Below are 25024 nucleotides of genomic sequence, written 5' to 3'. Positions count from 1 at the left end.
AGCCCGCTTGAACGGGTGCACAGCGCCGGTGGCGCTTTGCAGTACCCAACACGTTTTCAGCGCACCTCGATCAACAGGATGCGCTCGTCGCCTTCCTCATCCTTCTCGGTGGTCACGTCGCGATATTCGAGCCTGCTGAACTCGTCGGGCCGCAGGCCGGTATTGGCCATGAACAGGACGTAGTCATGGAACTGCTTGGCGGCGTATTTCGAGTTGAGCCCAGTGGCGGATTTGGCGCGCTGACGGGTGTAGGTGTAAAGCTGTTTGTGCTCTTCCGATGAGAACCGCGCACGGTGGGTGATCTTGCCTGACGCTTTGTAGGGGGCGAAGAAGTCGGGAAGGTGGCTGATCCAGCCGTGGCGCAGGGCAATTTTCATGATCTGCCGCAGCGTGATCGTTTCATGGTGAAGGGTGTTGCGTGTCGGCACCTTGTCGGTATCGAGATGCCGCTGGAGCAGCATGACGATGAATTCCTTCGCCTTGCCGCTGTGACGGCGTTCAGGGCCAGCTTGTCGAAGTACGGGAAGAGGTGGCTGTTATTAGGTGCTTCATGATTTTGAATAGCGCGGATTGCGCTTGTCTTTGGTGAGCGGGACACTGTTTGGCTGCGTCGGCAAAGGTGCGTTCGGTCTTTAACTGATCTTGGCTCTTGCCGCGAAGCTCCAGATGCCAGCCTTCGGCAAACTCTTTAGCAAGAGCAAAGACATCGGTTTTTGTGCCGATGCGCCACTCTTTGCCCTCAAAGTAAGTGGCGCATTGCCACAGCGTGCTGTTGGCGCGGCGGTAAACGCGAACCTTGTCACCGAAGACGGCATGCGAGGTCGTTTCACCCAGTCAAACTGTGCGAGACATGTGTGAGGGTGATTCTATCGATTTTGGGCTGAAATCAAATGTAAGTGCTTGATTCCGTTGGTGAGAGCGCAGGGATTCGAACCCTGGACCTACTGATTAAAAGTCAGTTGCTCTACCGGCTGAGCTACGCTCTCCCGTGTCGGGGCTTGGCTGCCCTTCGGAAGTGCGCGGAACATATGTAGAGCGATCCGTTCGGTCAACCCAAAAAAAGCGGTTTCGACAATCAATCCGGTTTTTTTTGTCGCACCCCCGAAAAGGTGATTGGAGAGAGGGGGCGGCTGGGGATAAAACCGGCTTCAGACATGTCGGCCGGACGGGTGAAATCCTTTTGCAGCAATGACATGCACGAAAATGAAGCGTGAAGTGCCGGCGAAGCTCGAGAATCGCGGCGGCTTTGCGGAATGCGGAGTTCTTTCTTGTCGATTGCCGATATTTCCCTGTTCAGCGCGCTTCTGGCCGGCGCTCTTTCGTTTCTGTCGCCCTGCGTTCTGCCGTTGGTGCCGCCTTATCTCTGTTATATGGCGGGTGTTTCGGTCGAGCAGTTCAGGACGGAAGATACCGCGCCGCGGCCGGAGATTCGCAGGGCCGTGCTGTTTTCGGCCTTCTTCTTCACGCTCGGTTTCGCCACGGTCTTCGTGGCGCTGGGGGCGGGCGCCTCGACGATCGGCACGCTTCTGCGCCAGAATCTCGATATTCTCGCCAAGATCGGCGGTTTCATCATCATTCTGATGGGCCTGAATTTCCTCGGCGTGTTCCGCATCGGCCTGTTTTCGCGCGAGGCGCGGTTTCAGGGGGCGGGCAAGCCTGCCACGCTGTCCGGGGCCTATGTCATGGGTCTTGCCTTCGCCTTCGGTTGGACGCCCTGCATTGGCCCGGTTCTGGGGGCTATTCTCGGCGTCGCCGCCGCGCGCGATACGGTTGGCGACGGTGCGGCGCTGCTTGCGGTCTATTCTCTTGGCCTTGCGGTACCGTTCTGGATCGCGGCGGCGTTTTCCGGCTCCTTCATGCGTTTCCTCGTCCGCTTCCGCCGCCATCTCGGCCTCGTGGAAAAGCTGCTCGGCGTATTGCTGGTGCTGACCGGTCTCGCTTTCATGTCCGGTTTTATCACCAATGTGGCGATCTGGTTCCAGGAGACCTTTCCGATCCTGATGCAAATCGGCTAAGCCTCCCGCTGGAGTTGCTTGCGGGGGAAACATAGTGACGGATATCGTCGGATTGCTGTTACCGTTTTTCGGCCTGATATTCATCGGCTACGGGGCGGCGCGCATCACGAAGCAGCCGGTCGAGGCGATGGGCTGGCTGAACACCTTCATCATCTATGCGGCGCTTCCGGCGCTGTTTTTCAAGCTGGTGTCGAAAACGCCGGTGGAAGAACTGGCGCGGATGGATTTCGTCGCGGCCAGTCTCGCCTGCACCTATGGCATTTTCTTGGCTGTGTTCCTGATCGGCCGGTTCGTGCGGAAAAACAGCCTTGCCGAAACCACGATCCAGAGTTTCGCGGCAAGCTACGGCAATATCGGCTATATGGGACCGGGGCTTGCGCTTCTGGCGCTTGGCGAAAAGGCGGCGGTGCCGGTGGCGCTGATCGTCTGTCTGGAAAATGCCGCCCACTTCATCGTCGCCCCGGCGATGATGGCGGTTGCGGGCGGAGACAAGCGCTCTCCGGCAAGACTTGCGCTGGACGTGGCGCGCAAGGTCATCACCCACCCCTTCATCGTCTCCGTCATCGCCGGCTTTCTCGCCGCTTCGCTGTCATGGCAACCGCCGGAGGCGGTGCAGCGGCTGGTGGACTATCTGGCGCAATCGGCAGCGCCCTGCGCACTGTTTGCCATGGGCGTCACGCTGGCGCTTCGGCCGATGAAACGGGTGCCGGTGGAAATCAGCTATATCGTGCCGGCAAAGCTGATCCTGCATCCGCTCGCCGCTTATCTCTTGCTCTCGTCGCTCGGGCGGTTCGAGCCGGTGTGGATCTATTCGGCCGTGCTTTTGGCCGCGCTGCCGACCGCGACGAATGTCTTCGTCATCGGCCAGCAATATCACGTCTGGCAGGAGCGGGCGTCGGCAACGATCCTGATCTCGACGGTGCTGTCGGTCCTCACGCTGACCGGCGTGGTGTATTTCATCCAGCCTTTTTGAAGCTGCCGAACAGCAGGGAGGGCAGGGCCTTCAGCCCGCGGCCCGGTTCGATACCCTCGCGCATGACCATGCTTCTAAGCGTGCCGATGCCGGAAAGCACGTGAAGGCCCGCCGCGCGCGCCATCTGCACCGGCAGGAGATCGGAAAGCAGCGAGCGGTTCAGGAGATCGACGCTCAGCGTGCGGCTGTAGACATCCGCCCGCCGCCGGCGGTCGAAGCTGCTGCCGGCATCGGCCGCAATCGGCCGGTCGGAGACGGCGCTCAGCAATTCCGTCAGCGCGATGATGTCGCGCAGGCTGAGGTTCAGCCCCTGCGCACCGATGGGCGGAAACCCATGTGCGGCCTCGCCGATCAGGGCGACGCGGCCCTTGCCGAAGCGGTGCGCCGTCATGGAAGAGAGCGGCCATGCCTGCACACTGTCCTCGACGGTGACGGCTCCCAGCATGGATTGCATGCGCTCCTCGACCCGGAGGCTAAGCGCTTCCAGCGGCAGCGCCGTCAATTCCTCCGCCTGTTGCGGGGTGACGACCCAAACGAGGCTGGAGCGGTTGCCGGGCAGGGGAACCTGCGTGAAAGGGCCGGTGGGTGTGTGGAATTCCGTCGAGACATTGCCATGCGACCGGCTATGGCCGAAGTTCAAAACAATGGCCGTCTGCGGATAGGACCAGGATTTGACGCCGATGCCGGCAGCATCGCGCACCATCGATTTGCGGCCATCCGCACCGATGAGGAAATCGGCGGAGAGGGTTTCGCCATTCGCAAGCGTTACCGTCACGCGGTCGTTGCCGATGTCGATTGTCTCGGCGGACGTGTCGAGGCGGGTAATATTGTGTTCCTGCCCGACCGCTTCGCTCAGAACGCCGAGCAAAGCCTCGTTGGGGATGTTCCAGCCAAAGGCATCCAGCCCGATTTCGGAGGAACGGAACTGCACGGTGGGTGCACGCAGCAGGCGGTCGGTGCCGTCGATGATCTGCATGGTGGAAAGGCGTGCGGCCGAAGGCGCGATGCGCGACCACAGGCCGAGACGGTCCATGAAGCGGATGGACTGGTCCATCAGCGCCGTGGTGCGCTGGTCCTTCCTGTCGCTGGAAGGTGCAATGAGCGCCACGTGGCGGCCCGCCCGCGCCAGCGCGATGGCCGCGATCTGGCCCGCAAGTCCCGCACCGGTGATGGCGATATCGAAGTGTCTCATGGTCCTGATCCGTTGTTATTTCCAAAGCATCATAAAGGCTTTGGTCGGGTAAATCCACTTCGGTCCCGGAACATCCGGTTGCGAAGATTCGTTGGTTGTGCCGCGATATTAGTCTTAGGATAAGCGGATTGAGCCGGTTGCAAAGCGTGGTGAATGGCCGCATACCGGAATGAACAGGCGGATGAAAAAACGGGGCACAGACGCTGACTATGAAAATTTTCAACTATAAGCGTGTTCCCTACGCGGAAATCCGCGCCTTTTCCGTCCATATGCTCACGGCCTCCGGTTCGTTCCTGGCTTTTCTCGGCGTGGTCGCCGCAGCCGAACACCGTTTCGTCGACATGTTCTGGTGGCTGGGGCTTGCGCTTCTGGTGGATGGCATCGACGGCCCGATTGCCCGCAAGGTCAGGGTGAAGGAAGTGCTGCCCAACTGGTCGGGCGATACGCTCGATAATATCATCGACTATGTTACCTATGTGCTTTTGCCCGCCTTTGCGCTTTACCAGAGTGGCATGATCGGCGAGCCGCTATCCTTCGTGGCGGCCGGCATGATCGTGGTGTCTAGCGCCATTTATTATGCCGACATGGGCATGAAGACGGACGAATATTTCTTCTCCGGCTTTCCGGTGGTGTGGAACATGGTGGTGTTCACCCTGTTCGTCATGGACGCCAGCGCCACAACGGCCATGGCCGTCGTTACGTTTTCGGTGTTCCTGACATTCCTGCCGATCAACTTCCTGCATCCGGTGCGGGTGAAGCGATTGCGGCCGCTTAATCTCGCTGTCGTGTTCATCTGGTGCGCGCTTGGCGGTTATTCGCTGCTGATGCATTTCGAAACCCCGACCTGGGCCGTGATCGGCTTTGTGGCGAGCGGCATCTATCTTTATTGCATCGGTGGAATATTGCAGTTTTTCCCCTCGCTCGGCGCGAAATAAGAAAAGGGTAAAGCCGTTTATTGCTTGTGCAAATTGCATTTAAGCGGCTTCTTTTTCAGTTGTGCGCAGCAGCAAAACCGTTATCAATAAGTTCTGATCGCGTATCATTGCATACTTTTTGGTGCGGGATTGGGAACAATTACCGCAACCGTTTGAAACGCCTCGAAGAAGGCGTGACGGTTGGTGAGAGAGGGAACTCGTGACTGGAACTTTGGCGCCGGAGGCCGTGCCTCTCCTGTCCGTTCGCAAGCTGACCAAGCTGTTCGGCAATTTCGCCGCCTGCAACGGCATCGATCTCGATATTGCGCCGGGTGAAATCCACGCGCTTCTGGGGGAAAACGGCGCGGGCAAATCCACGCTCGTCAAGATGCTGTTCGGCGTTCTCGCACCGACCGAGGGCGATATTATCTGGCAGGGCCAGCCGGTTTCCGTAGGCTCACCCAGTGAGGCCCGCAGGCTCGGCATCGGCATGGTCTTCCAGCATTTTTCGCTGTTCGAGGCGCTGACGGTCGCTGAGAACATCGCACTGTCGCTCGATCCGAAAATTTCATTGAAGGAAATCGCCGGGCAAGCGGAAACGCTGTCGCGCGCCTACGGTCTGCCGCTCGATCCCAATGCGCATGTGGCCGATCTTTCGGTCGGCGAGCGACAGCGCATCGAAATCGTCCGAGCGCTTCTACAGAATCCGCGCCTCATCATTCTCGACGAGCCGACCTCGGTGCTGACGCCGCAGGAGGCCGACAAGCTGTTTGAGACGCTGGAGAAGCTGAAGGCCGAAGGCCGCTCCGTGCTTTATATCAGCCATCGTCTCGAAGAGGTGCAGCGCATCTGCGACCGCGCCACCGTTCTGCGTCATGGCAAGGTGACGGGCGCCTGCGATCCGCGCAGGGAAACGCCGGCATCGCTGGCGCGCATGATGGTCGGCAGCGATGTCGCAAGCGTTTCGCGCGCCACGGGCGAGGCGCTGGGTGCGCCGCAGATCGAGGTCATGGGGCTTTCGGTCGCGCCACGCACGCCTTTTGCCGTGGCGCTGAAATCGATTTCCATGACCGTGCGCGCCGGCGAGGTGCTGGCGATTGCCGGCGTTGCCGGGAACGGGCAGGGCGAGCTGTTCGATGCGCTTTCGGGCGAATATCCGGTCTATAATAACGATGCGATCCATCTGCGCGGCAAGCCGGTCGGCCGCATCGGCATCAATGGCCGCCGGCTGATGGGCGCGGGTTTCGTACCAGAAGAGCGCCACGGCCATGCTGCGGTTCCCGGCATGAGCCTTTCCGACAATCTGTTGCTGGCGCGGGCGCGCTCCGACCGCAAGGCGTTTCTGACCGGCGGTTTCCTGCGCATCGTGCGTGGTTCCGCCATTAAGGCGGCGGCGCGGCGCATCTCGGAAACCATGGATGTACGCAAAAGCGGGGCAGACCCGCTGGCCGGGTCGCTGTCGGGCGGCAACCTGCAGAAATTCATCGTCGGGCGCGAGCTTGACCGCCAGCCTGCCGTGCTGGTGGTCAATCAGCCGACCTGGGGCGTGGATGCGGGTGCGGCGAGCCGCATTCGCCAGGCGCTTGTCGATCTTGCCAAAGCGGGCTCGGCCGTCATCGTCATCAGCCAGGATCTCGATGAAATCTTCGAAGTCGCCACCAATATCGCTGTCATTTCCGACGGCAAGCTGTCAGAGACCCATCCCGTGGAAGACATGACGCTTGAAAAGATCGGCCTGCTGATGGGCGGCATCCACACACATTCGGGAGCCGCCCAGCATGCGCATTGAGCTTGAAAAACGGGCAGGAGTCTCGAGGCTTTTCACGCTGCTTTCGCCGCTTCTGGCGCTCACGCTGACGCTGCTCGTCGGCGCCATCATGTTCGCCATGCTCGGCAAGAACCCGCTGGACGCGCTCTACGCCTTTTTCGTCGAGCCGCTGCTGGAAGTCTGGTCGCTGCACGAGCTGGCGATCAAGGCCGCACCGCTGATCCTGATCGGTGTCGGCCTGTCGATCTGTTATCGCTCCAATAACTGGAACATCGGCGCGGAGGGGCAGTTCACCATCGGCGCGATCACCGGCTCCATTCTGCCGGTGCTTTATCCCGACTGGCATTCGCCGCTGCTTTTGCCTTTGATGCTGGTGATGGGCGCCGTGGGCGGCGCGCTTTATGCCGGTATTCCCGCACTTTTGAAGACGAAGTTCAATACCAACGAAATCCTCGTCAGCCTGATGTTGGTCTATGTCGCGCAGCTTTTCCTCGACTGGCTGACGCGCGGCATCTGGCGCGATCCCGGCGGCTACAATTTCCCGCAGACCAAGCCCTTCAACGACAGCGCCGTTTTGCCGGAAATGCTGGCTTCGGGCCGGGCGCATTGGGGTTTCGTTTTCGCCATCGTCGCAGCCGTCGCGCTGTGGTTCATGATGCGCTACATGCTGAAGGGCTTCGAGGTCACCGTGCTCGGCCAATCGGCGCGGGCAGGGCGCTTCGCCGGTTTTTCCTCCAGCCGCATGGTGTGGTTTTCGCTGCTGCTTTCCGGTGCGCTGGCGGGGCTTGCGGGCATTTCGGAAGCCTCCGGCTCCATCGGCCATTTGCAGCCCAGCATCTCGCCGGGTTACGGCTTTACCGCCATCATCGTCGCCTTTCTCGGCCGTCTTAACCCTCTCGGTATCATCCTTTCCGGGCTGGTGCTGGCGCTGACCTATCTCGGCGGCGAGGCGGCCCAGCTTTCCATCGGCGTCTCCGACAAGGTGACGCGCGTGTTTCAGGGGCTGATGCTGTTCTTCGTGCTCTCCTGCGATACGCTGATCTTCTATCGCATCAGGGTGGTCTTTTCCGGCAAGGCGCATCGTAAAGAAGGAGCGGCATGATGGATATGCTTCAGGCCATTCTCCTCACCGTCATCACCGCCGCCACGCCGCTCGTCATCGCCGCTTCCGGCGAGCTGGTGACGGAGCGCTCCGGTGTGCTCAATCTCGGTGTCGAGGGCATGATGATCATGGGTGCGGTCTGCGCTTTCGCGGCCGCGCATATGACCGGGTCTCCCTATCTCGGCATTCTGGCCGGCATTGCCTCGGGTGCGGTTTTCTCGCTGCTCTTCGGTTTCCTGACGCTGACGCTCGTTGCCAATCAGGTGGCGACGGGTCTTGCGCTTACCATTCTCGGCCTCGGCGTCTCCGGCATGCTGGGTGAAAGTTTCGTGGGCCTGCCGGGTGTGAAACTGCAGCCCATCGTCTTTCCGCTGCTGTCGGACATTCCCTTCTTCGGTCCGCTGCTGTTCCGGCAGGATTTGATCTTCTACCTCTCCATCGCGCTTGTCGCCGGCATTGGCTGGTTTCTGTTCAAGAGCCGCACGGGCCTCAAAATCCGCGCCATCGGCGACAGTCACGCTTCGGCCCATGCGCTCGGCATCAATGTCATCCGCACCCGTTATCTCGCCGTCATGTTCGGCGGCGCCTGCGCGGGGCTTGCCGGTGCGCAGCTGTCGCTGGTCTATACGCCGCAATGGGTGGAAAACATGTCGGCCGGGCGCGGCTGGATTGCGCTGGCGCTCGTCGTCTTCGCTTCGTGGCGCCCATGGCGGGTGCTGGCGGGCGGTTACCTGTTCGGCGCCGTCACCATCGGCCAATTGCACGCGCAGGCCTTCGGCATCGGGGTGCCGTCGCAATTGCTTTCGGCGCTGCCCTATCTCGCAACTATTGTCGTGCTGGTCATCATCTCGCATAATCGCCGCACGACCTTGATCAATACTCCGGCGTCGCTTGGCAAATCCTTCGTGCCGGACAGGTGAAGAAGTCTCAAGTCTCCAAACCAACAGGGGTAAAAATGAAAAAACTGGTCATCGCACTCGCCGCTTCGGTTGCGGCTCTCGGCGGCGTCGTTTCCTCGGCGGAAGCCGCCGACGCCAAGAAGGTCTGCTTCATCTATGTCGGTTCAAAGACCGACGGCGGCTGGACGCAGGCGCACGATATCGGCCGTCAGGAACTGCAGGCGCATTTCGGCGACAAGATCGAAACGCCGTTCCTCGAAAGCGTTCCGGAAGGCCCGGATGCCGAGCGCGCCATCGAGCGCATGGCCCGTTCGGGCTGCGAACTGGTGTTCACCACCTCCTTCGGCTTCATGGATGCGACCGTGAAGGTCGCCCAGAAGTTCCCCAAGGTGAAGTTCGAACACGCCACCGGCTTCAAGACCGCCGAAAACGTCGCGACCTACAATTCGCGCTTCTATGAAGGCCGCTACATTCAGGGCCAGATCGCCGCGAAGATGTCGCAGAAGGGTCTCGCCGGTTACATCGCCTCCTTCCCGATCCCGGAAGTGGTGATGGGCATCGACGCCTTCGTGCTCGGCGCGCAGTCGGTCAATCCCGACTTCAAGGTGAAGGTCGTCTGGGCCAACACCTGGTTCGACCCCGGCAAGGAAGCCGATGCCGCCAAGGCGCTGATCGACCAGGGCGTCGACATCCTGACCCAGCACACCGACACCACCGCGCCGATGCAGGTTGCGGCCGAACGCGGCATCAAGGCCTTCGGTCAGGCGTCCGACATGATCGCGGCCGGTCCGCAGACGCAGCTTACCGCCATCAAGGACACCTGGGGCGCCTATTACATCAAGCGCACGCAGGCTCTTCTCGATGGCACCTGGAAGTCCGAATCCGTCTGGGACGGCCTGAAGGACGGCATCCTGACCATGGCGCCCTATACCAACATGCCTGATGACGTGAAGAAGATGGCCGAGGATACCGAAGCCAAGATCAAGTCGGGCGAGCTGCACCCCTTCACCGGCCCGGTGAAGAAGCAGGACGGTTCGGAATGGCTGAAGGCGGGTGAAAAGGCCGAGGACGGCGTTCTGCTTGGCCTCAACTTCTACGTCGCCGGCGTGGACGACAAGCTGCCGCAATAACGGGACTTTCCATTCCCGCCGATAACAGGCCGCGCATGAAATTCATGTGCGGCCTTTGTTATTTTCATATGTTTTACGCCGTGGACGAAGTTTGCCTTTGCTTTTCAGGCGACTTGATGTTTTTCACTATATTCTGACTTGAGATATACACGTCTGGCGCGATTTTTAAGATCGCCAACCGAACGGAAGGACATGGCACTTGCAGCGCGGAATGCTCGATGCGGCTATCGGTTTTCGAAAGCTGCGGACAAATCATGCACAGGTCGTTCACAAGCTCGGTCTCGATATCGTGTCCGGCACCTTCAAGACGGGCGATATCCTGCCGGGCGATGCCGAGCTGATGGACCGGCTGAAAGTGTCGCGCACAGTGCTGCGCGAAGCGATGAAGACGCTGACCGCCAAGGGCATGATTTCCCCCAAGGCGCGTATCGGCACCCGGGTGACGGAGCGCGAAAGCTGGAACATGTTCGACAGCGAAGTGCTGCTCTGGCATTTCGAGGCGGGCGTCAGCGACGAGTTTCTGCTGCATCTTTACGATATCCGTCAGGCTTTCGAGCCCTATGGCGCTGGTCTTGCCGCGACGCGGGCAAAGGACGCGGATATCGCCAAGCTCGCCGCTTATGCCAACGAGATGGGCAATACGGCCTATTCCAAGGAAAAGCGCGCGCTTGCGGATATGAATTTCCATGTCCTCATCACTGAAATGTCCGGCAATCCGTTCATGCGCACCGTCGGTTCGCTGATAAAGGCGGCTCTGGTGGGCATTTTCCGGATGAGCAACCCGGAAACCGATCCCAATGAGATTTCCGACGTGTCCGCCTCCCACCTGCGGCTCGTGGAGGCGTTTCGCCTGCGCGATGAGGCCGCAGCGCGCCGCGAGATGGAAAGGCTGATCGAAAACGGCCGCCAGCAGGTGCTGGAATTCACGGCCCGCAACCCCCGGCGATAAATCACACCGCGGGAGCGGGATGCGATCCCGTTCCAATCACGTTTGATGAAAAACGGTGCGGAAATTTGGTGCAGATTTGCATGGTTTCTTAAGTGGGCCGCCGTTATAGCAATTCCGGAATGAAATTACCGATGCGCCCGTTCGTTTTGCCGGACGGCGTGAAGTCAAACATATGCCGCCGTCCTGGCCGCACTGCGGCCGGTGACTGGGTGTTGGAGGTCTTATGGAGCGCAGCTCTCTAGCCGTTATTCTCGCAGCGGGCGACAGCACGCGCATGAAATCGTCGAAATCCAAGGTGCTGCATCCGGTCGCCGGGCGTCCGATGATCAGCCATGTGGTTGAGGCGGTGGCTGGATCTGGCGTCGGCACGGTGGCGCTGGTGGTCGGGCGCGATGCCGACAATGTCGCTGCCGCCGCAAGCATGAAGGGCCTTCAGGTCGAAGCTTTCCTGCAGACGGAACGCAAGGGCACCGGCCATGCGGTTCTTGCCGCACGCGCAGCCATCGAGCGCGGTTTCGACGATCTCATCGTTGCCTATGGCGATGTACCGCTCATCACTTCCGCAACGCTCGACCGGGCGCGTGAGGCGATTGCCGCCGGCGCCGATGTCGCTGTCATCGGTTTCCATACCGACCGCCCGACCGGTTACGGCCGGCTTCTGGTCAAGGATGGCGAACTTGTCGCTATCCGCGAGGAGAAGGACGCGACCGATGCGGAGCGTAAGGTTACCTGGTGCAATAGCGGATTGATGGCCATCAACGGCCGCAACGCGCTGGACCTGCTCGACCGGATCGGCAACAGCAATGTGAAGGGCGAATATTATCTGACCGATGTGGTCGAGATCGCCCGTTCCCTCGGCCGCCGCGCCGTCGCCATCGATGCGCCCGAAACGGAACTGGTCGGCTGCAACAACCGCGCCGAACTGGCCTTTATCGAGAAGCTCTGGCAGGAGCGCCGCCGCCACGAATTGATGGTGGACGGCGTTTCGATGATTGCGCCCGAAACCGTCTTCCTCTCCTATGACACGAAGATCGGTCAGGACGTTTTGATCGAACCGAATGTCGTCATCGGTCCCGGCGTCACCATCGAGCCGGGCGCCGTCATCCATGCGTTTTCGCATCTGGAAGGGGCGCATGTCGCCGAAGGTGCGGCCGTCGGTCCCTATGCGCGGCTGCGTCCGGGCGCGAACCTGCACGCTAACGCCAAGGTGGGCAATTTCTGCGAGGTCAAGAAGGCGGAGATCGGCGAGGGCGCCAAGGTCAACCATCTGACCTATATCGGCGACGCATTCATCGGCGCGGGCAGCAATATCGGTGCGGGCACCATCACCTGCAATTACGACGGCTACAACAAGGCCGAAACGCGGATCGGTGCGAACAGCTTCATCGGCTCGAACTCGGCGCTCGTTGCGCCGGTGACGATCGGGGAAGGGGCCTATATCGCCTCCGGCAGCGTGATTACCGACGATGTGCCGGCCGATGCGCTGGCGTTCGGGCGGGCGCGTCAGGAGGTGAAGCCGGGCCGGGCGACCGTGGTGCGCGAGCGGGCGAAAGCGCTGAAAGAAGCGAAGAAAAAGTCCTCTTGAAAGACGTTACCGAGCGATACCGAAAGTGACCGGCGGCGTAATTGCCGATTTCAGGGAAACGGTTAAAGCATTTCCAGTAAAAGTGTGCAGCGGTTTTACGTCCGGAAATGCGTCAGTACAAAAAAGGTGGAGTATTTTTGCATTTCAGGGAAATGCGAAAATGCTCTGAAAGTTTCGGCGAAGAGATCGCCGTCTGGAGAAATATATGTGCGGAATTGTCGGAATTGTCGGAACCCAGCCCGTTGCTGAACGGCTTGTCGATGCGCTGAAGCGTCTCGAATATCGCGGTTACGATTCGGCTGGTGTCGCCACCATCGACAATGGCGCGATGGACCGCCGCCGGGCGGAAGGAAAGCTCTTCAACCTGGAGAAGAGACTTTCGGAAGAGCCGCTGCCGGGCGTGGTCGGCATCGCTCACACCCGCTGGGCGACCCATGGCGTTCCGAACGAAACCAATGCCCATCCGCATTTCGTCGACGGCGTCGCCGTCGTCCATAATGGCATCATCGAAAATTTCGCCGAACTGCGCGAGGAGCTGACCGCCGGAGGCGCGAGCTTCACCACCCAGACCGATACCGAAGTGGTGGCGCAGCTTCTGGCGAAATATACCCGCGAGGGTCTTGGCCATCGCGAGGCGATGCTGAAGATGCTGAACCGCGTGACGGGCGCCTATGCGCTGGTCGTCATGTTCAAGGACGATCCCGGCACGCTGCTTTCGGCGCGCTCCGGCCCGCCGCTTGCCGTCGGTTACGGTCGGGGCGAAATGTTCCTCGGGTCCGACGCCATCGCTCTGTCGCCCTTCACCAACGAGATCACCTATCTGGTGGATGGCGATTGCGCCATCGTGACCCGGCAGGGTGCGGAAATCATCGATTTCTCCGGCAAGCCGGTGAAGCGCGAGCGTCAGATTTCGCAGGCGACGGCCTATGTGGTCGACAAGGGCAACCATCGCCACTTCATGGAAAAGGAAATCTACGAGCAGCCGGAAGTCATTTCCCATGCGCTCAGCCACTATGTGGATTTTGCCTCCAAGACCGTGAAGAAGGCCGACACGGCCATCGACTTCGCCAAGCTTTCCGGCCTTGCCATTTCCGCCTGCGGCACGGCCTATCTGTCCGGCCTGATCGGCAAATACTGGTTCGAGCGTTATGCCCGTCTGCCGGTGGAAATCGATGTCGCCTCGGAATTCCGTTACCGCGAAATCCCGCTCGTTCCCACGCAGGCCGCACTGTTCATCTCGCAATCCGGCGAAACCGCCGATACGCTGGCGGCCCTGCGTTATTGCCAGCAGGAGGGGCTGAAGATCGGCGCGGTGGTCAACACGCGTGAATCCACCATGGCGCGCGAATCCGATGCGATCTTCCCGATCCTTGCCGGTCCGGAAATCGGCGTCGCCTCCACCAAGGCCTTCACCTGCCAGCTTGCCGTGCTCGCTTCGCTTGCCGTTGCCGCCGGAAAAGCGCGCGGTACAATCACGCCCCAGCAGGAAACCGAACTGGTTCGCCATCTCACCGAGATGCCGCGCATCATGAGCAAGGTTCTCAACAGCATCCAGCCGCAGATCGAAGCGCTGTCGCGCGATCTGTCGCGTTTCAAGGATGTGCTTTATCTCGGCCGCGGCACCAGCTTCCCGCTGGCGCTGGAAGGCGCGCTGAAGCTCAAGGAAATCTCCTATATCCACGCCGAAGGTTATGCTGCGGGTGAGCTGAAGCATGGGCCTATCGCGCTGATCGACGAGAACATGCCGGTCATCGTCATCGCGCCGCATGATCGTTTCTTTGAAAAGACCGTTTCGAACATGCAGGAGGTCGCCGCGCGCGGCGGCCGCATCATCTTCATCACCGATGAGAAGGGGGCCGCCGCTTCCAAGCTCGACACTATGGCGACGATCACGCTGCCCAATGTCGACGAGCTGATCGCGCCGATGGTCTTCTCGCTGCCGATCCAGCTGCTCGCCTATCACACCGCCGTGTTCATGGGCACGGATGTGGACCAGCCGCGCAATCTGGCGAAATCGGTAACGGTGGAATGATCATCCGGCCGGAGCGTCAGGGCGATGAAGAGGCGATCGCTCGCGTTACGGAAGATGCTTTCCGTAACGTCGATTATAGCGACAAGACGGAACATCTGATCGTCGAGCGGTTGCGCAGGGCGGGCGCGCTCACCGTTTCACTGGTTGCCGAGGATAGCGAAGGCATTATCGGCCATGTCGGTTTTTCGCCGGTGACGCTTACCAGCGGCGAGACCGGCTGGTTCTGCCTCGCGCCGCTTTCCGTGACACCGGAACGGCAGGGGCAGGGCGTCGGTTCAAAGCTGGTGCAGGACGGGCTTGCCGTTCTGGAGCGTCTGAATGCTTCCGGTGCGGTTGTCGCGGGCGATCCGGACTACTATGGCCGCTTCGGTTTTCGCCATGTCGAAGGGGTGAATGCGCAAGGGATTCCTGACGAATATTTCACAGTTCTTCGCTTGCATGGTGGAACTCCATCCGGCATTGTCGGTTTTCATCCGGGTTTCGATGGCGACAACGCTTAATTCCGAACGGTAAATGACCGATATTCCAGTCAAAATTTCATTCGCAGCCCGGCTGCGCAATAGTTTCCTCACGGGCGTTCTGATCCTCGCGCCCGTCACCATCACCATGTGGCTGGTGTGGAGCTTCCTGCAATGGGCCGATAGCTGGGTGAAGCCCTATATTCCGGCCCGTTACGATCCCGAGCAATATTTCGATGTGGCTATTCCCGGTTTCGGCCTGCTGATCGCCGTTATCGGCATCACGCTCATCGGCTTTCTCGGCAATAACCTCATCGGCAAATGGATTTTCGGCGTCGGCGAATCCATCCTCAACCGCATGCCGCTGGTGCGGCCGATCTACAAGAGCATTAAGCAGCTGTTCGAATCCGTCCTGAAAGAGCATTCGAACTCCTTCAAGAAGGTCGGCCTGATCGAGTTTCCGTCATCCGGCACCTGGGCGATGGTTTTCGTTGCCTCCGAGGCCAAGGGCGAGCTTGCCCATCGTTTCAATGAAATGGGCCAGCAGATGGTCGCCGTCTTCCTGCCGCCGACACCGGTGCCGACAGCCGGCTTCCTGCTGTTCGTGCCGAAAGACAAGATCGTGATGCTGGACATGACGCCGGAAGATGCGGCGAAACTGCTGATATCCGGCGGTCTGGTGGCCCCGGATTTCACGCCGCCGAAAATGATCGCGCCGGTTTGAGCTAGATAACGCCGAGGATGTCCGTCTGCGAAAAGTCGTTGCCGACATAAAGCAAGGGGCAACCCTCGGTTTTCGCCAGCTCGTAGGCAAAACAGTCGCCGAAATTCAGTCCGGCGGGATGAATGCCCTTGCCCCAGATGCGGTAAGCTTCGGAAACGCCATGCGCCGATTTGGGGGTGACGGGTCTGATTTCGGCGCTCAGACCTTCGATCAGCATCTCTAATTCCCGGCTGCGGTCGCGCCGCTGCGCCACGATCATGGTTTCCGCAAGCGTACCGGCGGAAATGAGCAGAGGCTCATCCGTTTCGAGAGCTGCAGCGCAGGCATCCGCTTTGGGTTCATCAAGCAGGATCGCCATCAGAGCCGACGTATCGATAACGATCATTTCGGAAGGCCGTGCTCGTCATAGAGAAAATCCTGACTATGCGCGGCATCCGGGCCATCATCGGCTTTGTTGGCGACAGTCGCGCGCACTTTTGCGAGCGCGGCCCTGCGGGATGTTTTATCCGCCACGGCGGTGACCGGAACCAGCCGTACGGCTGCGTGGCCATGACGGGTGAGAATGACCTCATCACCGGCTTCGGCGCGGCGCACCAGTTCGGTAAGCTGACTTTTTGCATCCGTCACGGATATCTGCACGGCTAACCTCGGGCGTTAAAGTTAGCATTATATTAGTCCATTCAATGGACCATATCAATCCTCGTCATCCAGATCATCCACGTCCGTGCCCGTATTGGTCGCGTGGAAAACGGGAACGAAAAGCCGCATATAGACCAGCCGCACGCTCCAGCCTTCTTCCAGCGCTTGGCTCCAGGCCTTCTTGCGTCCGGGCTTCTTGAACGCCTTGCCGATGGCCTTTTTTTCGCTTTTCGCGAACGTCTCCGGTTGCAGGATATTCTGAGGCGAACACAGCGCATAACCTTTGCGGAAGGCGGGTGGTGGGCGGCGCGGGTCGATCATGTTCATGGGCGTTCACTTTCAGCCGGCGTGCAGGAAGCGGATCGCTTCGTCGCGGCGGTGCAGGTAGAGCAGGGTGCGCAGCGCATTGCCGCGCGGGCCTGTCAGTTCGGGGTCACGTTCGATGACGTAAGCCGCGTCCTTGCGGGCGATTTCCAGAAGGTCGGCATGGGCCTCGAGGCTGGCGATGCGGAAGCCTGGCGTGCCCGATTGCCGGGTGCCGAGCAGCTCGCCTTCGCCGCGCAGCTTCAAATCCTCCTCGGCGATTAGGAAGCCGTCCTCGCTGTCACGCAGGATGGAGAGCCGGGCACGGCCGTTTTCGCTGAGTGGGCCTTTATAGAGCAGGATGCAGGTGGAGGCCTCGTCGCCGCGGCCCACACGGCCGCGCAGCTGGTGAAGCTGGGCGAGGCCGAAACGTTCGGCATGTTCGATGACCATGATGGTTGCATCCGGCACATCGACGCCCACTTCCACCACCGTCGTCGCTACTAGCAGTCGGGTTTCGCCATTCTTGAAGGCCAGCATGGCGGCATCCTTCTCCGGGCCGCTCATGCGGCCGTGGATGAGGCCGATATTGGCGCCGAGCATCTGCGAGAGAACCGCGTGCCGCTCCTCCGCCGACATCAGGTCGGATTCTTCCGTTTCCTCCACCAGCGGGCAGATCCAGTAGGCCTTCTTGCCCTCCTTCAGTGCCGCACGAAGTCGCTCGACAATATCGCCGATCCGTTCGGTGGGGATCGTCACCGTCTGGATGGGTTTGCGGCCGGCCGGCTTTTCGGTGAGCTTGGAGACATCCATGTCACCGAAGGCGGCCAGAACCAATGTGCGTGGAATGGGCGTGGCGGTCATGACCAGCATATGCGGCGTGATGCCCTTTGCGGTGAGGCGCAGGCGTTGGTGAACGCCGAAGCGATGCTGCTCGTCCACCACTGCCAGCACGAGGTTCCTGTAACTCACGCTGTCCTGAAACAGCGCATGGGTGCCGATGACGATCTGCGCTTCGCCGGAAGCGACGCATTCCTCGATCTCGCGGCGCTCCTTGCCCTTGGTGCGGCCGGTCAGCACTTCGACGGTGATGCCCGCTGCCTGAGCGAGTTTGGATATGGTGGCGTAATGCTGGCGGGCGAGGATTTCGGTCGGGGCCATCAGCACCGCCTGTCCGCCGGCCTCCACTGCCGTTGCCATGGCCATCAGCGCCACCAGCGTCTTGCCCGCGCCGACATCGCCCTGCAGCAGCCGCAACATGCGGTCTTCGCCGGCCATATCTGTCAGGATATCCTTGACCGCAGCGCTCTGGCTTGCCGTCAGCGAGAAGGGCAGCTGCGACAGGATTTTTGCGACGACGTCACCCTTGGCGCGGATCGGCTGGCCCGCCACCTTGCGCAGCCGCTGGCGCACCAGCGCCAGTGAGAGCTGCCCGGCGAGGAATTCGTCATAGGCGAGCCGTCTGCGCGCCGGGGCCTGCGGCTCGATATCGGCGCTGTCGCGCGGGTCGTGCAATTCGCGGAAGCTCGAGGCAACATCGCCGAAACCCTGCCGGGTCTTGAGCGTCTCATCGATCCATTCCGGAAAGACCGGCAGCTTCGACAACCCGCCTTCGATTGCCCGCCGCAGCACCTTGGGCGATAGACCGGCGGTCATGGGATAGACCGCTTCCACCAAAGGCAGGTTTTCCGCCTCGGAAAGCTTCACCATGAAATCCGGATGAACCATGGAGGCGCGGCCGTTGAACCAGTCCACCTTGCCGCTGACGAGAACCTCTTCGTCGACGGGTAGGGCCTTGGACAGCCAGTCGCCCTTGGCGCGGAAGAAGGTTAGCGCCAGTTCGCCGGTCTCGTCATGCAGGAAGACGCGATAGGGCGCGTTGCGGTTTCCCGGCGGTGGCGGCTGGTGCCGGTCGACGCGTCCCTGAATGGTGACAATGGCGCCGGGTGCGGCCAGCGCAATGCCGGGGCGGTTGCGGCGGTCGATGACGTTGGATGGCGCGTGGAACAGGAGATCGATCACGCGGGTGTCGTCGGCGCTTTCCCGGCTCAAGAGCTTGGCCAGAAGATCGGCAAGTTTCGGCCCCACACCGGCAAGGGTGGAGACGGAGGCAAACAGCGGATCGAGAATGGCCGGGCGCATGGGTCAGCAAAATCGGGGAAGGGGACGGCTTATGCAAGACTTCGCTGGTCACAAAGGCGGGTTATCACCGGCAGATTTTCACCGCCGTGGCATTATTTCGATAAAAACCGGTTCCCAAGCGTTCGCCTCCTGTTCTATAGGAGGTCGCAGTCAACATCCTGTTGAATAGCCAACCGAAAGGTGAATGCGATGACTGGACTGGTGCGCACGAGTGCCGACCTCGATCCGAGACGCCGGCGGATTCTTTACCGCTGCTGGCACCGGGGCATTCGCGAGATGGATCTGGTGCTCGGGCAATTCGCGGAAGACAATATTGCCGGGCTTTCCGATGACCAGCTCGACGAGCTTGAGATCATCATGGCGGAAGAGGATAACGACCTCGTCAAGATGGTGACGGGCGCGCTTGCCATACCGGAAAAATTCCAGACCCCGCTGTTCGAGAAGATCGCCTCCTACCGTCCCGATTTCGATCTCGTCACCACTGACACCCTGAAAGCCTGAGAATATGATAGCCGGATTCGATGCAAAGCTGGTGTCGTCGGCCGATACGCCGCTGACCATCGGAAACGTGCCTTCCGGCATGGAAGCCCTTTTGCTTGCCGATATGGCGCGGGCGGGCACGTCGGTCGCCTATGTGATGTCGGATGGCCAGCGGGTCGCCGATCTCGAACAGATCCTCGGTTTCGTCGCGCCTGACATTCCGGTGATGACGCTGCCCGCCTGGGACTGCCTGCCCTATGATCGCGTGTCACCGAGTGCCGATACCTCGGCGCGCCGGCTGGCGGCGCTCTCGGGTCTGATCGCCCATGCGAAGAAACCGCATCCGGCCATCGTGCTGGTCACCGTCAACGCCATGCTGCAGAAGATGGCGCCGCGCGACATTATCGAAAGCCTCGGCTTTTCGGCGAAGCCCGGCAACCAGATCCGCATGGAGGAGATTGCCGCGCGGCTGGAGCGCAACGGTTTCGACCGGGTGGCGACGGTGCGTGAAGTGGGTGAATTCGCCGTGCGCGGCGGTATTCTCGATGTCTTCGTGCCGGGCACGGAAGAGCCGGTGCGGCTCGATTTCTTCGGCGATACGCTGGAAAGCATCCGCACCTTCGATCCGGCCAGCCAGCGCACCATAGGTCAGGCGCGCTCGCTCGATCTGAACCCGATGAGCGAAGTGACGCTGACGCCGGATACGATCAGCCGTTTCCGCAAGAATTACCTGTCGCTGTTCGGCGCGGCGACGCGAGACGATGCGCTTTATCAGGCCGTCTCCGAAGGCCGCCGTTATGCCGGCATGGAGCACTGGCTGCCGCTGTTTTACGAGCAGCTGGAGACCGCCTTCGATTATCTGAAGGATTTCCGCATCGTCACCGATCACACGGCGCGGGAGGCGGCGAAAGAACGCTCCAAGCTGGTGCTCGATTATTACGATGCGCGCCGCAGCTCCGGCGAAACCAAGGGCTCGACGCAGGGCGCGCCCTATAAACCAGTTTCCCCCGGCCAGCTTTATCTCGATGGCAAGAGCTTCGATGCCGCACTCGCCGCCGTTAACGCCGTGCGTCTGACCCCTTTCAACGAACAGGACAGCGAAGGTCGCCCGGTCGCGACGCTCGATGCCCATGTCGGGCCGCGCTGGGCGCGCCCGCCAACCGAAGGCGAGAGCGAGGAGCGGGTCAATGTTTTCGATCTGGCGGTGAAGCACATTGCCGAGCGCCGCGCCAAGGGCTGGAAGGTGCTGATAACAGGCTGGTCGGAAGGTTCGCTCGACCGGCTGTTGCAGGTACTGAACGAGCACGGGCTTGAGAAGATCAAGCCGGTTACCTCGCTGAAAGAGGTGGAGAAACTCGGCAAGGGCGAGGCGGCCTCGGCGGTTCTGAGCCTTGAGGCGGGATTCGAGACCGGAACGCTGGCCGTTATCGGCGAGCAGGATATTCTCGGCGACCGCATGGTGCGCCGCTCCAAGCGCCGCAAGCGCGGCGCGGATTTCATCTCGGAAGTGGCGGGGCTGGATGAGGGCTCGCTGGTCGTCCATGCCGAACATGGCATCGGCCGCTTCGTCGGCCTGCGGACAATCGAGGCGGCGGGCGCGCCGCGGGCCTGTCTGGAACTGCACTATGCCGATGACGCCAAGCTGTTCCTGCCGGTTGAAAACATCGACCTTCTGTCCCGTTATGGTTCGGATGCGGCGGAAGCGCAGCTGGACAAGCTTGGTGGCGGCGCATGGCAGATGCGCAAGGCCAAGCTCAAGAAACGCCTGCTGGACATGGCAGACGAGCTTATCCGCATCGCGGCCGCGCGCCTGGTGCGCCATGCGCCGGTGCTGACGGCGCCGGATGGGCTTTACGACGAATTCGCCGCCCGTTTCCCCTATGACGAGACGGAAGACCAGCTGAACGCGATTGAGTCCATTCGCGAGGATCTGGGTGCCGGCCGGCCGATGGATCGGCTCATCTGCGGCGATGTCGGTTTCGGCAAGACGGAAGTGGCGCTTCGCGCCGCGTTCCTTGCCGCCATGAACGGCGTACAGGTGGCGGTGGTGGTGCCGACCACGCTGCTTTCCCGCCAGCATTTCCGCACCTTCTCGGAACGTTTCCGTGGGTTGCCGATCCGGGTGCAGCAGGCTTCGCGCCTTGTCGGCTCCAAGGAATTGACGCTGACGAAAAAGGAAGTTGCCGATGGCAAGACGGATATCGTCGTCGGCACCCATGCGCTGCTCGGCGCGGGCATCAGTTTCGCCAATCTCGGCCTGCTCATCATCGACGAAGAGCAGCATTTCGGTGTGAAGCACAAGGAGCGGCTGAAGGAGCTGAAGAGCGACGTGCATGTGCTGACGCTCTCTGCGACGCCCATTCCGCGCACCTTGCAGCTGGCCATGACCGGTGTTCGCGAATTGTCGCTCATCACCACGCCGCCGGTGGACCGCATGGCAGTGCGCACCTTCATTTCACCGTTTGATCCGCTGGTGATCCGCGAAACGCTGATGCGCGAACATTATCGTGGCGGCCAGAGCTTCTATGTCTGCCCGCGCCTTGCCGATCTCGCCGATATTCACGCCTTCCTACAATCGGATGTGCCGGAACTGAAGGTGGCGGTGGCGCATGGGCAGATGCCGGCGGGCGAACTGGAAGACATCATGAATGCCTTTTATGACGGCAAATATGATGTGCTGCTGTCGACCACCATTGTCGAATCCGGCCTCGATGTGCCGACCGCCAATACGCTGATCGTGCACCGCGCCGATATGTTCGGCCTTGCCCAGCTTTACCAGCTGCGCGGTCGTGTCGGCCGTTCCAAGGTGCGCGCTTTCGCGCTCTTCACCCTGCCGGTCAACAAGGTGCTGACGACCATGGCTGAGCGGCGGCTGAAGGTGCTGCAATCGCTCGATACGCTGGGCGCCGGCTTCCAGCTGGCCAGCCACGACCTCGATATTCGCGGTGCGGGCAATCTGCTCGGCGAGGAACAGTCCGGCCATATCAAGGAAGTCGGCTTCGAGCTTTACCAGCAGATGCTGGAAGAGGCGGTGGCCGAAGTGAAGGGCGACGAGCAGGTGCAGGATAGCGGCTGGTCGCCGCAAATCTCGGTCGGCACCTCTGTCATGATCCCGGAGGATTATGTTCCCGATCTGCATCTGCGCATGGGTCTTTACCGCCGTCTCGGTGAGCTTGCGGATATCAGCGAGATCGATGGTTTCGGTGCGGAAATGATCGACCGTTTCGGCCCGCTGCCGAAAGAGGTGCAGCATCTCCTCAAGATCGTCTACATCAAGTCGCTCTGCCGCACCGCCAATGTCGAGAAGGTGGATGCCGGGCCGAAGGGCGTGGTCGTGCAGTTCCGCAACAAGGAATTCCCGAACCCCGCAGCGCTTGTCGCCTATATCGGCAAGCAGGGCACGATGGCGAAGATCCGCCCGGATCACAGCCTGTTCCTGACCCGTGACCTGCCGACGCCGGAAAAGCGGCTGGCGGGCGCGGCGATGGTCATGACACAGCTGGCGGAGCTGGCGCGGTCCTAGATGTGAGCTTTGGGGAGGTTGTCCATTGACAGCGGACTGAGGCGCGTGGGGCTTTACCCCCCCCTCTGCCCTGCCGGGCATCTCCCCCTCAAGGGGGGAGATCGGCAAGAGGCTCTTTCATCGCTTCATTTGCAAGCTTCGAGATGTGCGAGACTTTGCCGCAGATCGATCTCCCCCCTTGAGGGGGAGATGCCCGGCAGGGCAGAGGGGGGGTAAAGCCCCACGCGCCTCAGTCCGCTGTCAATGGACAACCTCCCCAAAGCCAACACCGACGCGGAAAGCAAAACGCAGCTTCCGGCCTTCGGCCGGGTCGCTGGCGGCGCTCTGTCCAATGTCAGTGCATCCCTCGCCACTGGGCTGGTGTCACGCCTTCCCAGGTTCGAAACGCCCGATAGAACGAGCCTGTGTCCTGGAAACCCAGCAGGAAGGCTATCTCTTCAATTCCGTTGCGTTTGTCTGAAAGCAGGTCGCGGCCGAGTTCCTGCCGCGCCTGCTCAATGAGCGCTCGATAGTTCGATCCCTGTTCCGTGATACGACGCTGCAGGGTTCTTTCGCTCATGCCGAGTTCGCGCGCCACCTCGGAAATCTCCGGCTTGCCGCTTGCGATGCGGCGTTTGATCAGAATCTTGACCTGCTCCGGCAGCGAGGATTGCGCCTCGATCTCCCCAAGGGAGGCCGCAAGTGCAGGTTCCAGTATGGCCAACAGTTCGGGATTATGCCCGGCGAATGGAAGATCGAGATCGTCGCGTTTCAGCACCATGGCATTCTGCGGACAGCCGGTGCGGATGGGTGCGTTGAAATAACTCCGATGGACGTCGGAAACAGGTCCACGGCGAATCATCTCCACTCGAACCGGGGTGACATGTCTGCCGGTGCCCCGCCGCCCCAGTTCGAGAAGGGCGGCGAAAGTGACGTCGGCCGCAGCATCCGGCTCGGCCTCGTCAGTGTGCAACCATCTTACGGCAATCCGGGCTTCGCCGCCGCTTTCCGTTACCGAAAGCTCTTCCGGGGTGCACAGCCGCTTGAAGCGGGCCAGCCGGTGCAGCCCGTCGCGATAGTCGCGGGCGAAGAAGGCTGACATGGTGGCGGGTGGATGCATCGCCGTGTCTGTCTCGACCGTCATCCGGAGGCCGATGGCCGGATCCTGCGACAGGTCCTCGACCGCCCGCCACAGGTCGAAATATTGCGCCGTGGTCAACCATGCGTCCGGGGCGATGTGCAGCGTTGCGGGAAGCTTCGCCTGCCGCAGCAGGGCCGGGGCAGGCAGCCCCATACGCTCCGCCGCCCGCCAGAAAGCCTGGGGCAGCCTGCACCTGTCGCTCAAATCCCTGCTCATGATCCGACCTCCGGCCTTTTTTCTACATCTGACTTCTGATCAGCCTGTCGAAGGCCCGGTCGCCGAACCATTTGCGCACGCTGATCATCAGCCGGGCGTATTTGCCGGCCGCATAACGTGTCTTCGGGCGGGCGGACCTGACCGCCTTGCTCACCACGTCGGCAATGACCTCGGGATCGGTGCCCATACCCTTACCGTAGCTTCGGTCCATGGAAGCCGCAACGCTCTGCGCCATCTTCGCATAAGGGCCGTTTGCCGAGCGTTCGAGGAGACCCTGCGCTGCGGCCGTGCCGAAACCGGTCTCGATCAGGCCCGGTTCGATCACCACGACGCGGATGCCGAATGGCTCGGCTTCCAGCCGCAGACTGTCCGACCAGCCTTCCAGCGCGTGTTTGGTCGCATGATACCAGGCACCCAGAACGGTGTAGATTTTACCGCCCATCGAGGTGATGTTGACGATCGTGCCTTTGCCCCTTGCGCGCATGGCCGGCATAAGGAGCTGTGTCAGGCGCGCGGTGCCGAAGACGTTGACCTCGAACTGGTAGCGCGCCTCGTCGAGCGGAATCTCCTCGACGGGGCCGTAGAGCCCGTAGCCGGCATTGTTCACGAGCACATCGACGCCACCGGATCGTGCGGTAATCGCGGCAACGGTGGCGACGATATCTTCGTCGCTTGAGATGTCCATGCGCAGCGCAATCGCGCCCAGCTTTTCCAGATCCGCCATCCTGTCGAGGCTGCGCGCGGCGACATAGACGAGATAGCCATCGGCGATCAGGCGTTTGGCGATGCTTTTGCCCATGCCGGATGATGCGCCGGTAACGAGGGCGGTCGGTTGGGTTCGTATGTTCATGTTGGCACCT

Annotated in this window: 23 protein-coding genes and 1 tRNA gene; 15 read left to right on the top strand and 9 right to left on the bottom strand. The window is 61.1% G+C overall.

The annotated features are described in order from the left end of the window. Positions 1-56: 56 nt before the first annotated feature. Positions 57-461, bottom strand: a complete 405-nt coding sequence (locus tag ACQZ60_RS08800; protein WP_448735077.1) for a hypothetical protein — start codon at positions 459-461, stop codon at positions 57-59. A 205-nt stretch (positions 462-666) separates the two neighbouring features. On the opposite strand from ACQZ60_RS08800, the gene ACQZ60_RS08795 reads away from it, so the two are divergent. After that, complete coding sequence (locus ACQZ60_RS08795; protein ID WP_448735076.1) at positions 667-858, top strand: hypothetical protein; 192 nt, start codon at positions 667-669, stop codon at positions 856-858. Positions 859-910: 52 nt separating this feature from the next. On the opposite strand, the gene ACQZ60_RS08790 is transcribed toward ACQZ60_RS08795, so the two are convergent. Continuing rightward, a tRNA-Lys gene (locus ACQZ60_RS08790) sits at positions 911-986 on the bottom strand. 282 nt (positions 987-1268) lie between these two features. Here ACQZ60_RS08790 and ACQZ60_RS08785 point away from each other — a divergent pair. Continuing rightward, complete coding sequence (locus ACQZ60_RS08785) at positions 1269-2015, top strand: cytochrome c biogenesis CcdA family protein (RefSeq protein WP_003523449.1); 747 nt, start codon at positions 1269-1271, stop codon at positions 2013-2015. A 34-nt stretch (positions 2016-2049) separates the two neighbouring features. After that, positions 2050-2988, top strand: a complete 939-nt coding sequence (locus ACQZ60_RS08780; protein ID WP_269827565.1) for an AEC family transporter — start codon at positions 2050-2052, stop codon at positions 2986-2988. Here ACQZ60_RS08780 and ACQZ60_RS08775 read toward each other — a convergent pair. Continuing rightward, the gene (locus ACQZ60_RS08775) at positions 2972-4180 is read right to left on the bottom strand and encodes a UbiH/UbiF family hydroxylase (protein ID WP_196378656.1); all 1209 of its coding nucleotides are present in this window, start codon (positions 4178-4180) and stop codon (positions 2972-2974) included. The genes ACQZ60_RS08780 and ACQZ60_RS08775 overlap by 17 nt on opposite strands. A gap of 209 nt (positions 4181-4389) precedes the next feature. On the opposite strand from ACQZ60_RS08775, the gene pcsA reads away from it, so the two are divergent. The 10 genes from pcsA to ACQZ60_RS08725 all read left to right on the top strand — a co-directional run bounded on the left by pcsA (position 4390) and on the right by ACQZ60_RS08725 (position 15741). Next, complete coding sequence (pcsA, locus tag ACQZ60_RS08770; protein WP_269827566.1) at positions 4390-5115, top strand: phosphatidylcholine synthase; 726 nt, start codon at positions 4390-4392, stop codon at positions 5113-5115. A 211-nt stretch (positions 5116-5326) separates the two neighbouring features. Beyond that, on the top strand, positions 5327-6883 hold the full coding sequence (locus ACQZ60_RS08765; protein WP_020810305.1) for an ABC transporter ATP-binding protein: 1557 nt from the start codon (positions 5327-5329) through the stop codon (positions 6881-6883). Next, the gene (locus ACQZ60_RS08760; protein WP_448735075.1) at positions 6873-7964 is read left to right on the top strand and encodes an ABC transporter permease; all 1092 of its coding nucleotides are present in this window, start codon (positions 6873-6875) and stop codon (positions 7962-7964) included. Before ACQZ60_RS08765 ends, ACQZ60_RS08760 begins: the two co-directional genes overlap by 11 nt. Further along, on the top strand, positions 7964-8884 hold the full coding sequence (locus ACQZ60_RS08755; protein ID WP_003523440.1) for an ABC transporter permease: 921 nt from the start codon (positions 7964-7966) through the stop codon (positions 8882-8884). The genes ACQZ60_RS08760 and ACQZ60_RS08755 overlap by 1 nt, the downstream gene beginning before the upstream one ends. Positions 8885-8919: 35 nt before the next feature. Then, entirely contained in the window at positions 8920-9993 is a 1074-nt protein-coding gene (locus tag ACQZ60_RS08750; protein WP_448735074.1) for a BMP family ABC transporter substrate-binding protein, read from the top strand. A 211-nt stretch (positions 9994-10204) separates the two neighbouring features. Further along, a complete protein-coding gene (locus ACQZ60_RS08745) occupies positions 10205-10942 on the top strand; it encodes a FadR/GntR family transcriptional regulator (RefSeq protein ID WP_448735326.1) in 738 nt (245 codons plus the stop codon). A 223-nt stretch (positions 10943-11165) separates the two neighbouring features. Then, on the top strand, positions 11166-12527 hold the full coding sequence (glmU, locus tag ACQZ60_RS08740; RefSeq protein WP_448735073.1) for a bifunctional UDP-N-acetylglucosamine diphosphorylase/glucosamine-1-phosphate N-acetyltransferase GlmU: 1362 nt from the start codon (positions 11166-11168) through the stop codon (positions 12525-12527). A 205-nt stretch (positions 12528-12732) separates the two neighbouring features. Continuing rightward, on the top strand, positions 12733-14559 hold the full coding sequence (gene glmS, locus ACQZ60_RS08735) for a glutamine--fructose-6-phosphate transaminase (isomerizing) (protein WP_448735072.1): 1827 nt from the start codon (positions 12733-12735) through the stop codon (positions 14557-14559). After that, positions 14556-15059 carry a GNAT family N-acetyltransferase gene (locus tag ACQZ60_RS08730; protein ID WP_035263563.1) on the top strand — a complete coding sequence of 168 codons (504 nt, stop codon included), beginning with the start codon at positions 14556-14558 and terminating at the stop codon, positions 15057-15059. The genes glmS and ACQZ60_RS08730 overlap by 4 nt, the downstream gene beginning before the upstream one ends. Positions 15060-15072: 13 nt before the next feature. Further along, a complete protein-coding gene (locus ACQZ60_RS08725) occupies positions 15073-15741 on the top strand; it encodes a DUF502 domain-containing protein (protein ID WP_020012801.1) in 669 nt (222 codons plus the stop codon). Between the two features lies 1 nt (position 15742). Here the strand turns inward: ACQZ60_RS08725 and ACQZ60_RS08720 are convergent, their stop codons facing one another. The 4 genes from ACQZ60_RS08720 to recG are packed head-to-tail and all read right to left on the bottom strand — an operon-like array spanning position 15743 to position 18825. After that, positions 15743-16126, bottom strand: a complete 384-nt coding sequence (locus tag ACQZ60_RS08720; protein ID WP_020809195.1) for a type II toxin-antitoxin system VapC family toxin — start codon at positions 16124-16126, stop codon at positions 15743-15745. Then, positions 16123-16380: a type II toxin-antitoxin system Phd/YefM family antitoxin gene (locus tag ACQZ60_RS08715; protein ID WP_020809194.1), complete on the bottom strand. Its 258-nt coding sequence runs from the start codon at positions 16378-16380 to the stop codon at positions 16123-16125. Before ACQZ60_RS08715 ends, ACQZ60_RS08720 begins: the two co-directional genes overlap by 4 nt. 54 nt (positions 16381-16434) lie before the next feature. Beyond that, on the bottom strand, positions 16435-16707 hold the full coding sequence (locus tag ACQZ60_RS08710; RefSeq protein WP_020809193.1) for a hypothetical protein: 273 nt from the start codon (positions 16705-16707) through the stop codon (positions 16435-16437). Positions 16708-16719: 12 nt separating this feature from the next. Beyond that, complete coding sequence (recG, locus tag ACQZ60_RS08705; RefSeq protein WP_448735071.1) at positions 16720-18825, bottom strand: ATP-dependent DNA helicase RecG; 2106 nt, start codon at positions 18823-18825, stop codon at positions 16720-16722. 189 nt (positions 18826-19014) lie between these two features. Here recG and ACQZ60_RS08700 point away from each other — a divergent pair, with 189 nt between their 5' ends. Further along, on the top strand, positions 19015-19326 hold the full coding sequence (locus tag ACQZ60_RS08700) for an FAD assembly factor SdhE (RefSeq protein WP_065115898.1): 312 nt from the start codon (positions 19015-19017) through the stop codon (positions 19324-19326). Between the two features lie 4 nt (positions 19327-19330). Next, on the top strand, positions 19331-22828 hold the full coding sequence (gene mfd / locus ACQZ60_RS08695; protein WP_448735070.1) for a transcription-repair coupling factor: 3498 nt from the start codon (positions 19331-19333) through the stop codon (positions 22826-22828). Positions 22829-23162: 334 nt separating this feature from the next. Here mfd and ACQZ60_RS08690 read toward each other — a convergent pair whose 3' ends face one another. Both ACQZ60_RS08690 and ACQZ60_RS08685 read right to left on the bottom strand, forming a co-directional pair. Further along, a complete protein-coding gene (locus ACQZ60_RS08690; RefSeq protein ID WP_448735325.1) occupies positions 23163-24101 on the bottom strand; it encodes an AraC family transcriptional regulator ligand-binding domain-containing protein in 939 nt (312 codons plus the stop codon). Between the two features lie 85 nt (positions 24102-24186). Continuing rightward, entirely contained in the window at positions 24187-25014 is an 828-nt protein-coding gene (locus ACQZ60_RS08685) for an oxidoreductase (RefSeq protein WP_448735069.1), read from the bottom strand. Between the last annotated feature and the right edge of the window lie 10 nt (positions 25015-25024).

The organism is Agrobacterium sp. 22-223-1, assembly GCF_053522385.1.
Note: the sequence above shows the minus strand (reverse complement) of the source record. Positions and strands in the feature narration are given on the sequence as shown.

Excerpts from the sequence above, each read along its gene's own strand:
- recG (WP_448735071.1), bottom strand. The coding sequence starts at position 18,825 with ATGCGCCCGGCCATTCTCGATCCGCTGTTTGCCTCCGTCTCCACCCTT.
- ACQZ60_RS08720 (WP_020809195.1), bottom strand. The coding sequence starts at position 16,126 with ATGATCGTTATCGATACGTCGGCTCTGATGGCGATCCTGCTTGATGAA.
- ACQZ60_RS08710 (WP_020809193.1), bottom strand. The coding sequence starts at position 16,707 with ATGAACATGATCGACCCGCGCCGCCCACCACCCGCCTTCCGCAAAGGT.
- ACQZ60_RS08700 (WP_065115898.1), top strand. The coding sequence starts at position 19,015 with ATGACTGGACTGGTGCGCACGAGTGCCGACCTCGATCCGAGACGCCGG.
- glmS (WP_448735072.1), top strand. The coding sequence starts at position 12,733 with ATGTGCGGAATTGTCGGAATTGTCGGAACCCAGCCCGTTGCTGAACGG.
- pcsA (WP_269827566.1), top strand. The coding sequence starts at position 4,390 with ATGAAAATTTTCAACTATAAGCGTGTTCCCTACGCGGAAATCCGCGCC.
- ACQZ60_RS08755 (WP_003523440.1), top strand. The coding sequence starts at position 7,964 with ATGGATATGCTTCAGGCCATTCTCCTCACCGTCATCACCGCCGCCACG.
- ACQZ60_RS08775 (WP_196378656.1), bottom strand. The coding sequence starts at position 4,180 with ATGAGACACTTCGATATCGCCATCACCGGTGCGGGACTTGCGGGCCAG.
- ACQZ60_RS08745 (WP_448735326.1), top strand. The coding sequence starts at position 10,205 with ATGCTCGATGCGGCTATCGGTTTTCGAAAGCTGCGGACAAATCATGCA.
- mfd (WP_448735070.1), top strand. The coding sequence starts at position 19,331 with ATGATAGCCGGATTCGATGCAAAGCTGGTGTCGTCGGCCGATACGCCG.
- ACQZ60_RS08800 (WP_448735077.1), bottom strand. The coding sequence starts at position 461 with ATGCTGCTCCAGCGGCATCTCGATACCGACAAGGTGCCGACACGCAAC.
- ACQZ60_RS08730 (WP_035263563.1), top strand. The coding sequence starts at position 14,556 with ATGATCATCCGGCCGGAGCGTCAGGGCGATGAAGAGGCGATCGCTCGC.
- ACQZ60_RS08690 (WP_448735325.1), bottom strand. The coding sequence starts at position 24,101 with ATGGGGCTGCCTGCCCCGGCCCTGCTGCGGCAGGCGAAGCTTCCCGCA.
- ACQZ60_RS08750 (WP_448735074.1), top strand. The coding sequence starts at position 8,920 with ATGAAAAAACTGGTCATCGCACTCGCCGCTTCGGTTGCGGCTCTCGGC.
- ACQZ60_RS08725 (WP_020012801.1), top strand. The coding sequence starts at position 15,073 with ATGACCGATATTCCAGTCAAAATTTCATTCGCAGCCCGGCTGCGCAAT.
- glmU (WP_448735073.1), top strand. The coding sequence starts at position 11,166 with ATGGAGCGCAGCTCTCTAGCCGTTATTCTCGCAGCGGGCGACAGCACG.
- ACQZ60_RS08685 (WP_448735069.1), bottom strand. The coding sequence starts at position 25,014 with ATGAACATACGAACCCAACCGACCGCCCTCGTTACCGGCGCATCATCC.
- ACQZ60_RS08795 (WP_448735076.1), top strand. The coding sequence starts at position 667 with ATGCCAGCCTTCGGCAAACTCTTTAGCAAGAGCAAAGACATCGGTTTT.
- ACQZ60_RS08760 (WP_448735075.1), top strand. The coding sequence starts at position 6,873 with ATGCGCATTGAGCTTGAAAAACGGGCAGGAGTCTCGAGGCTTTTCACG.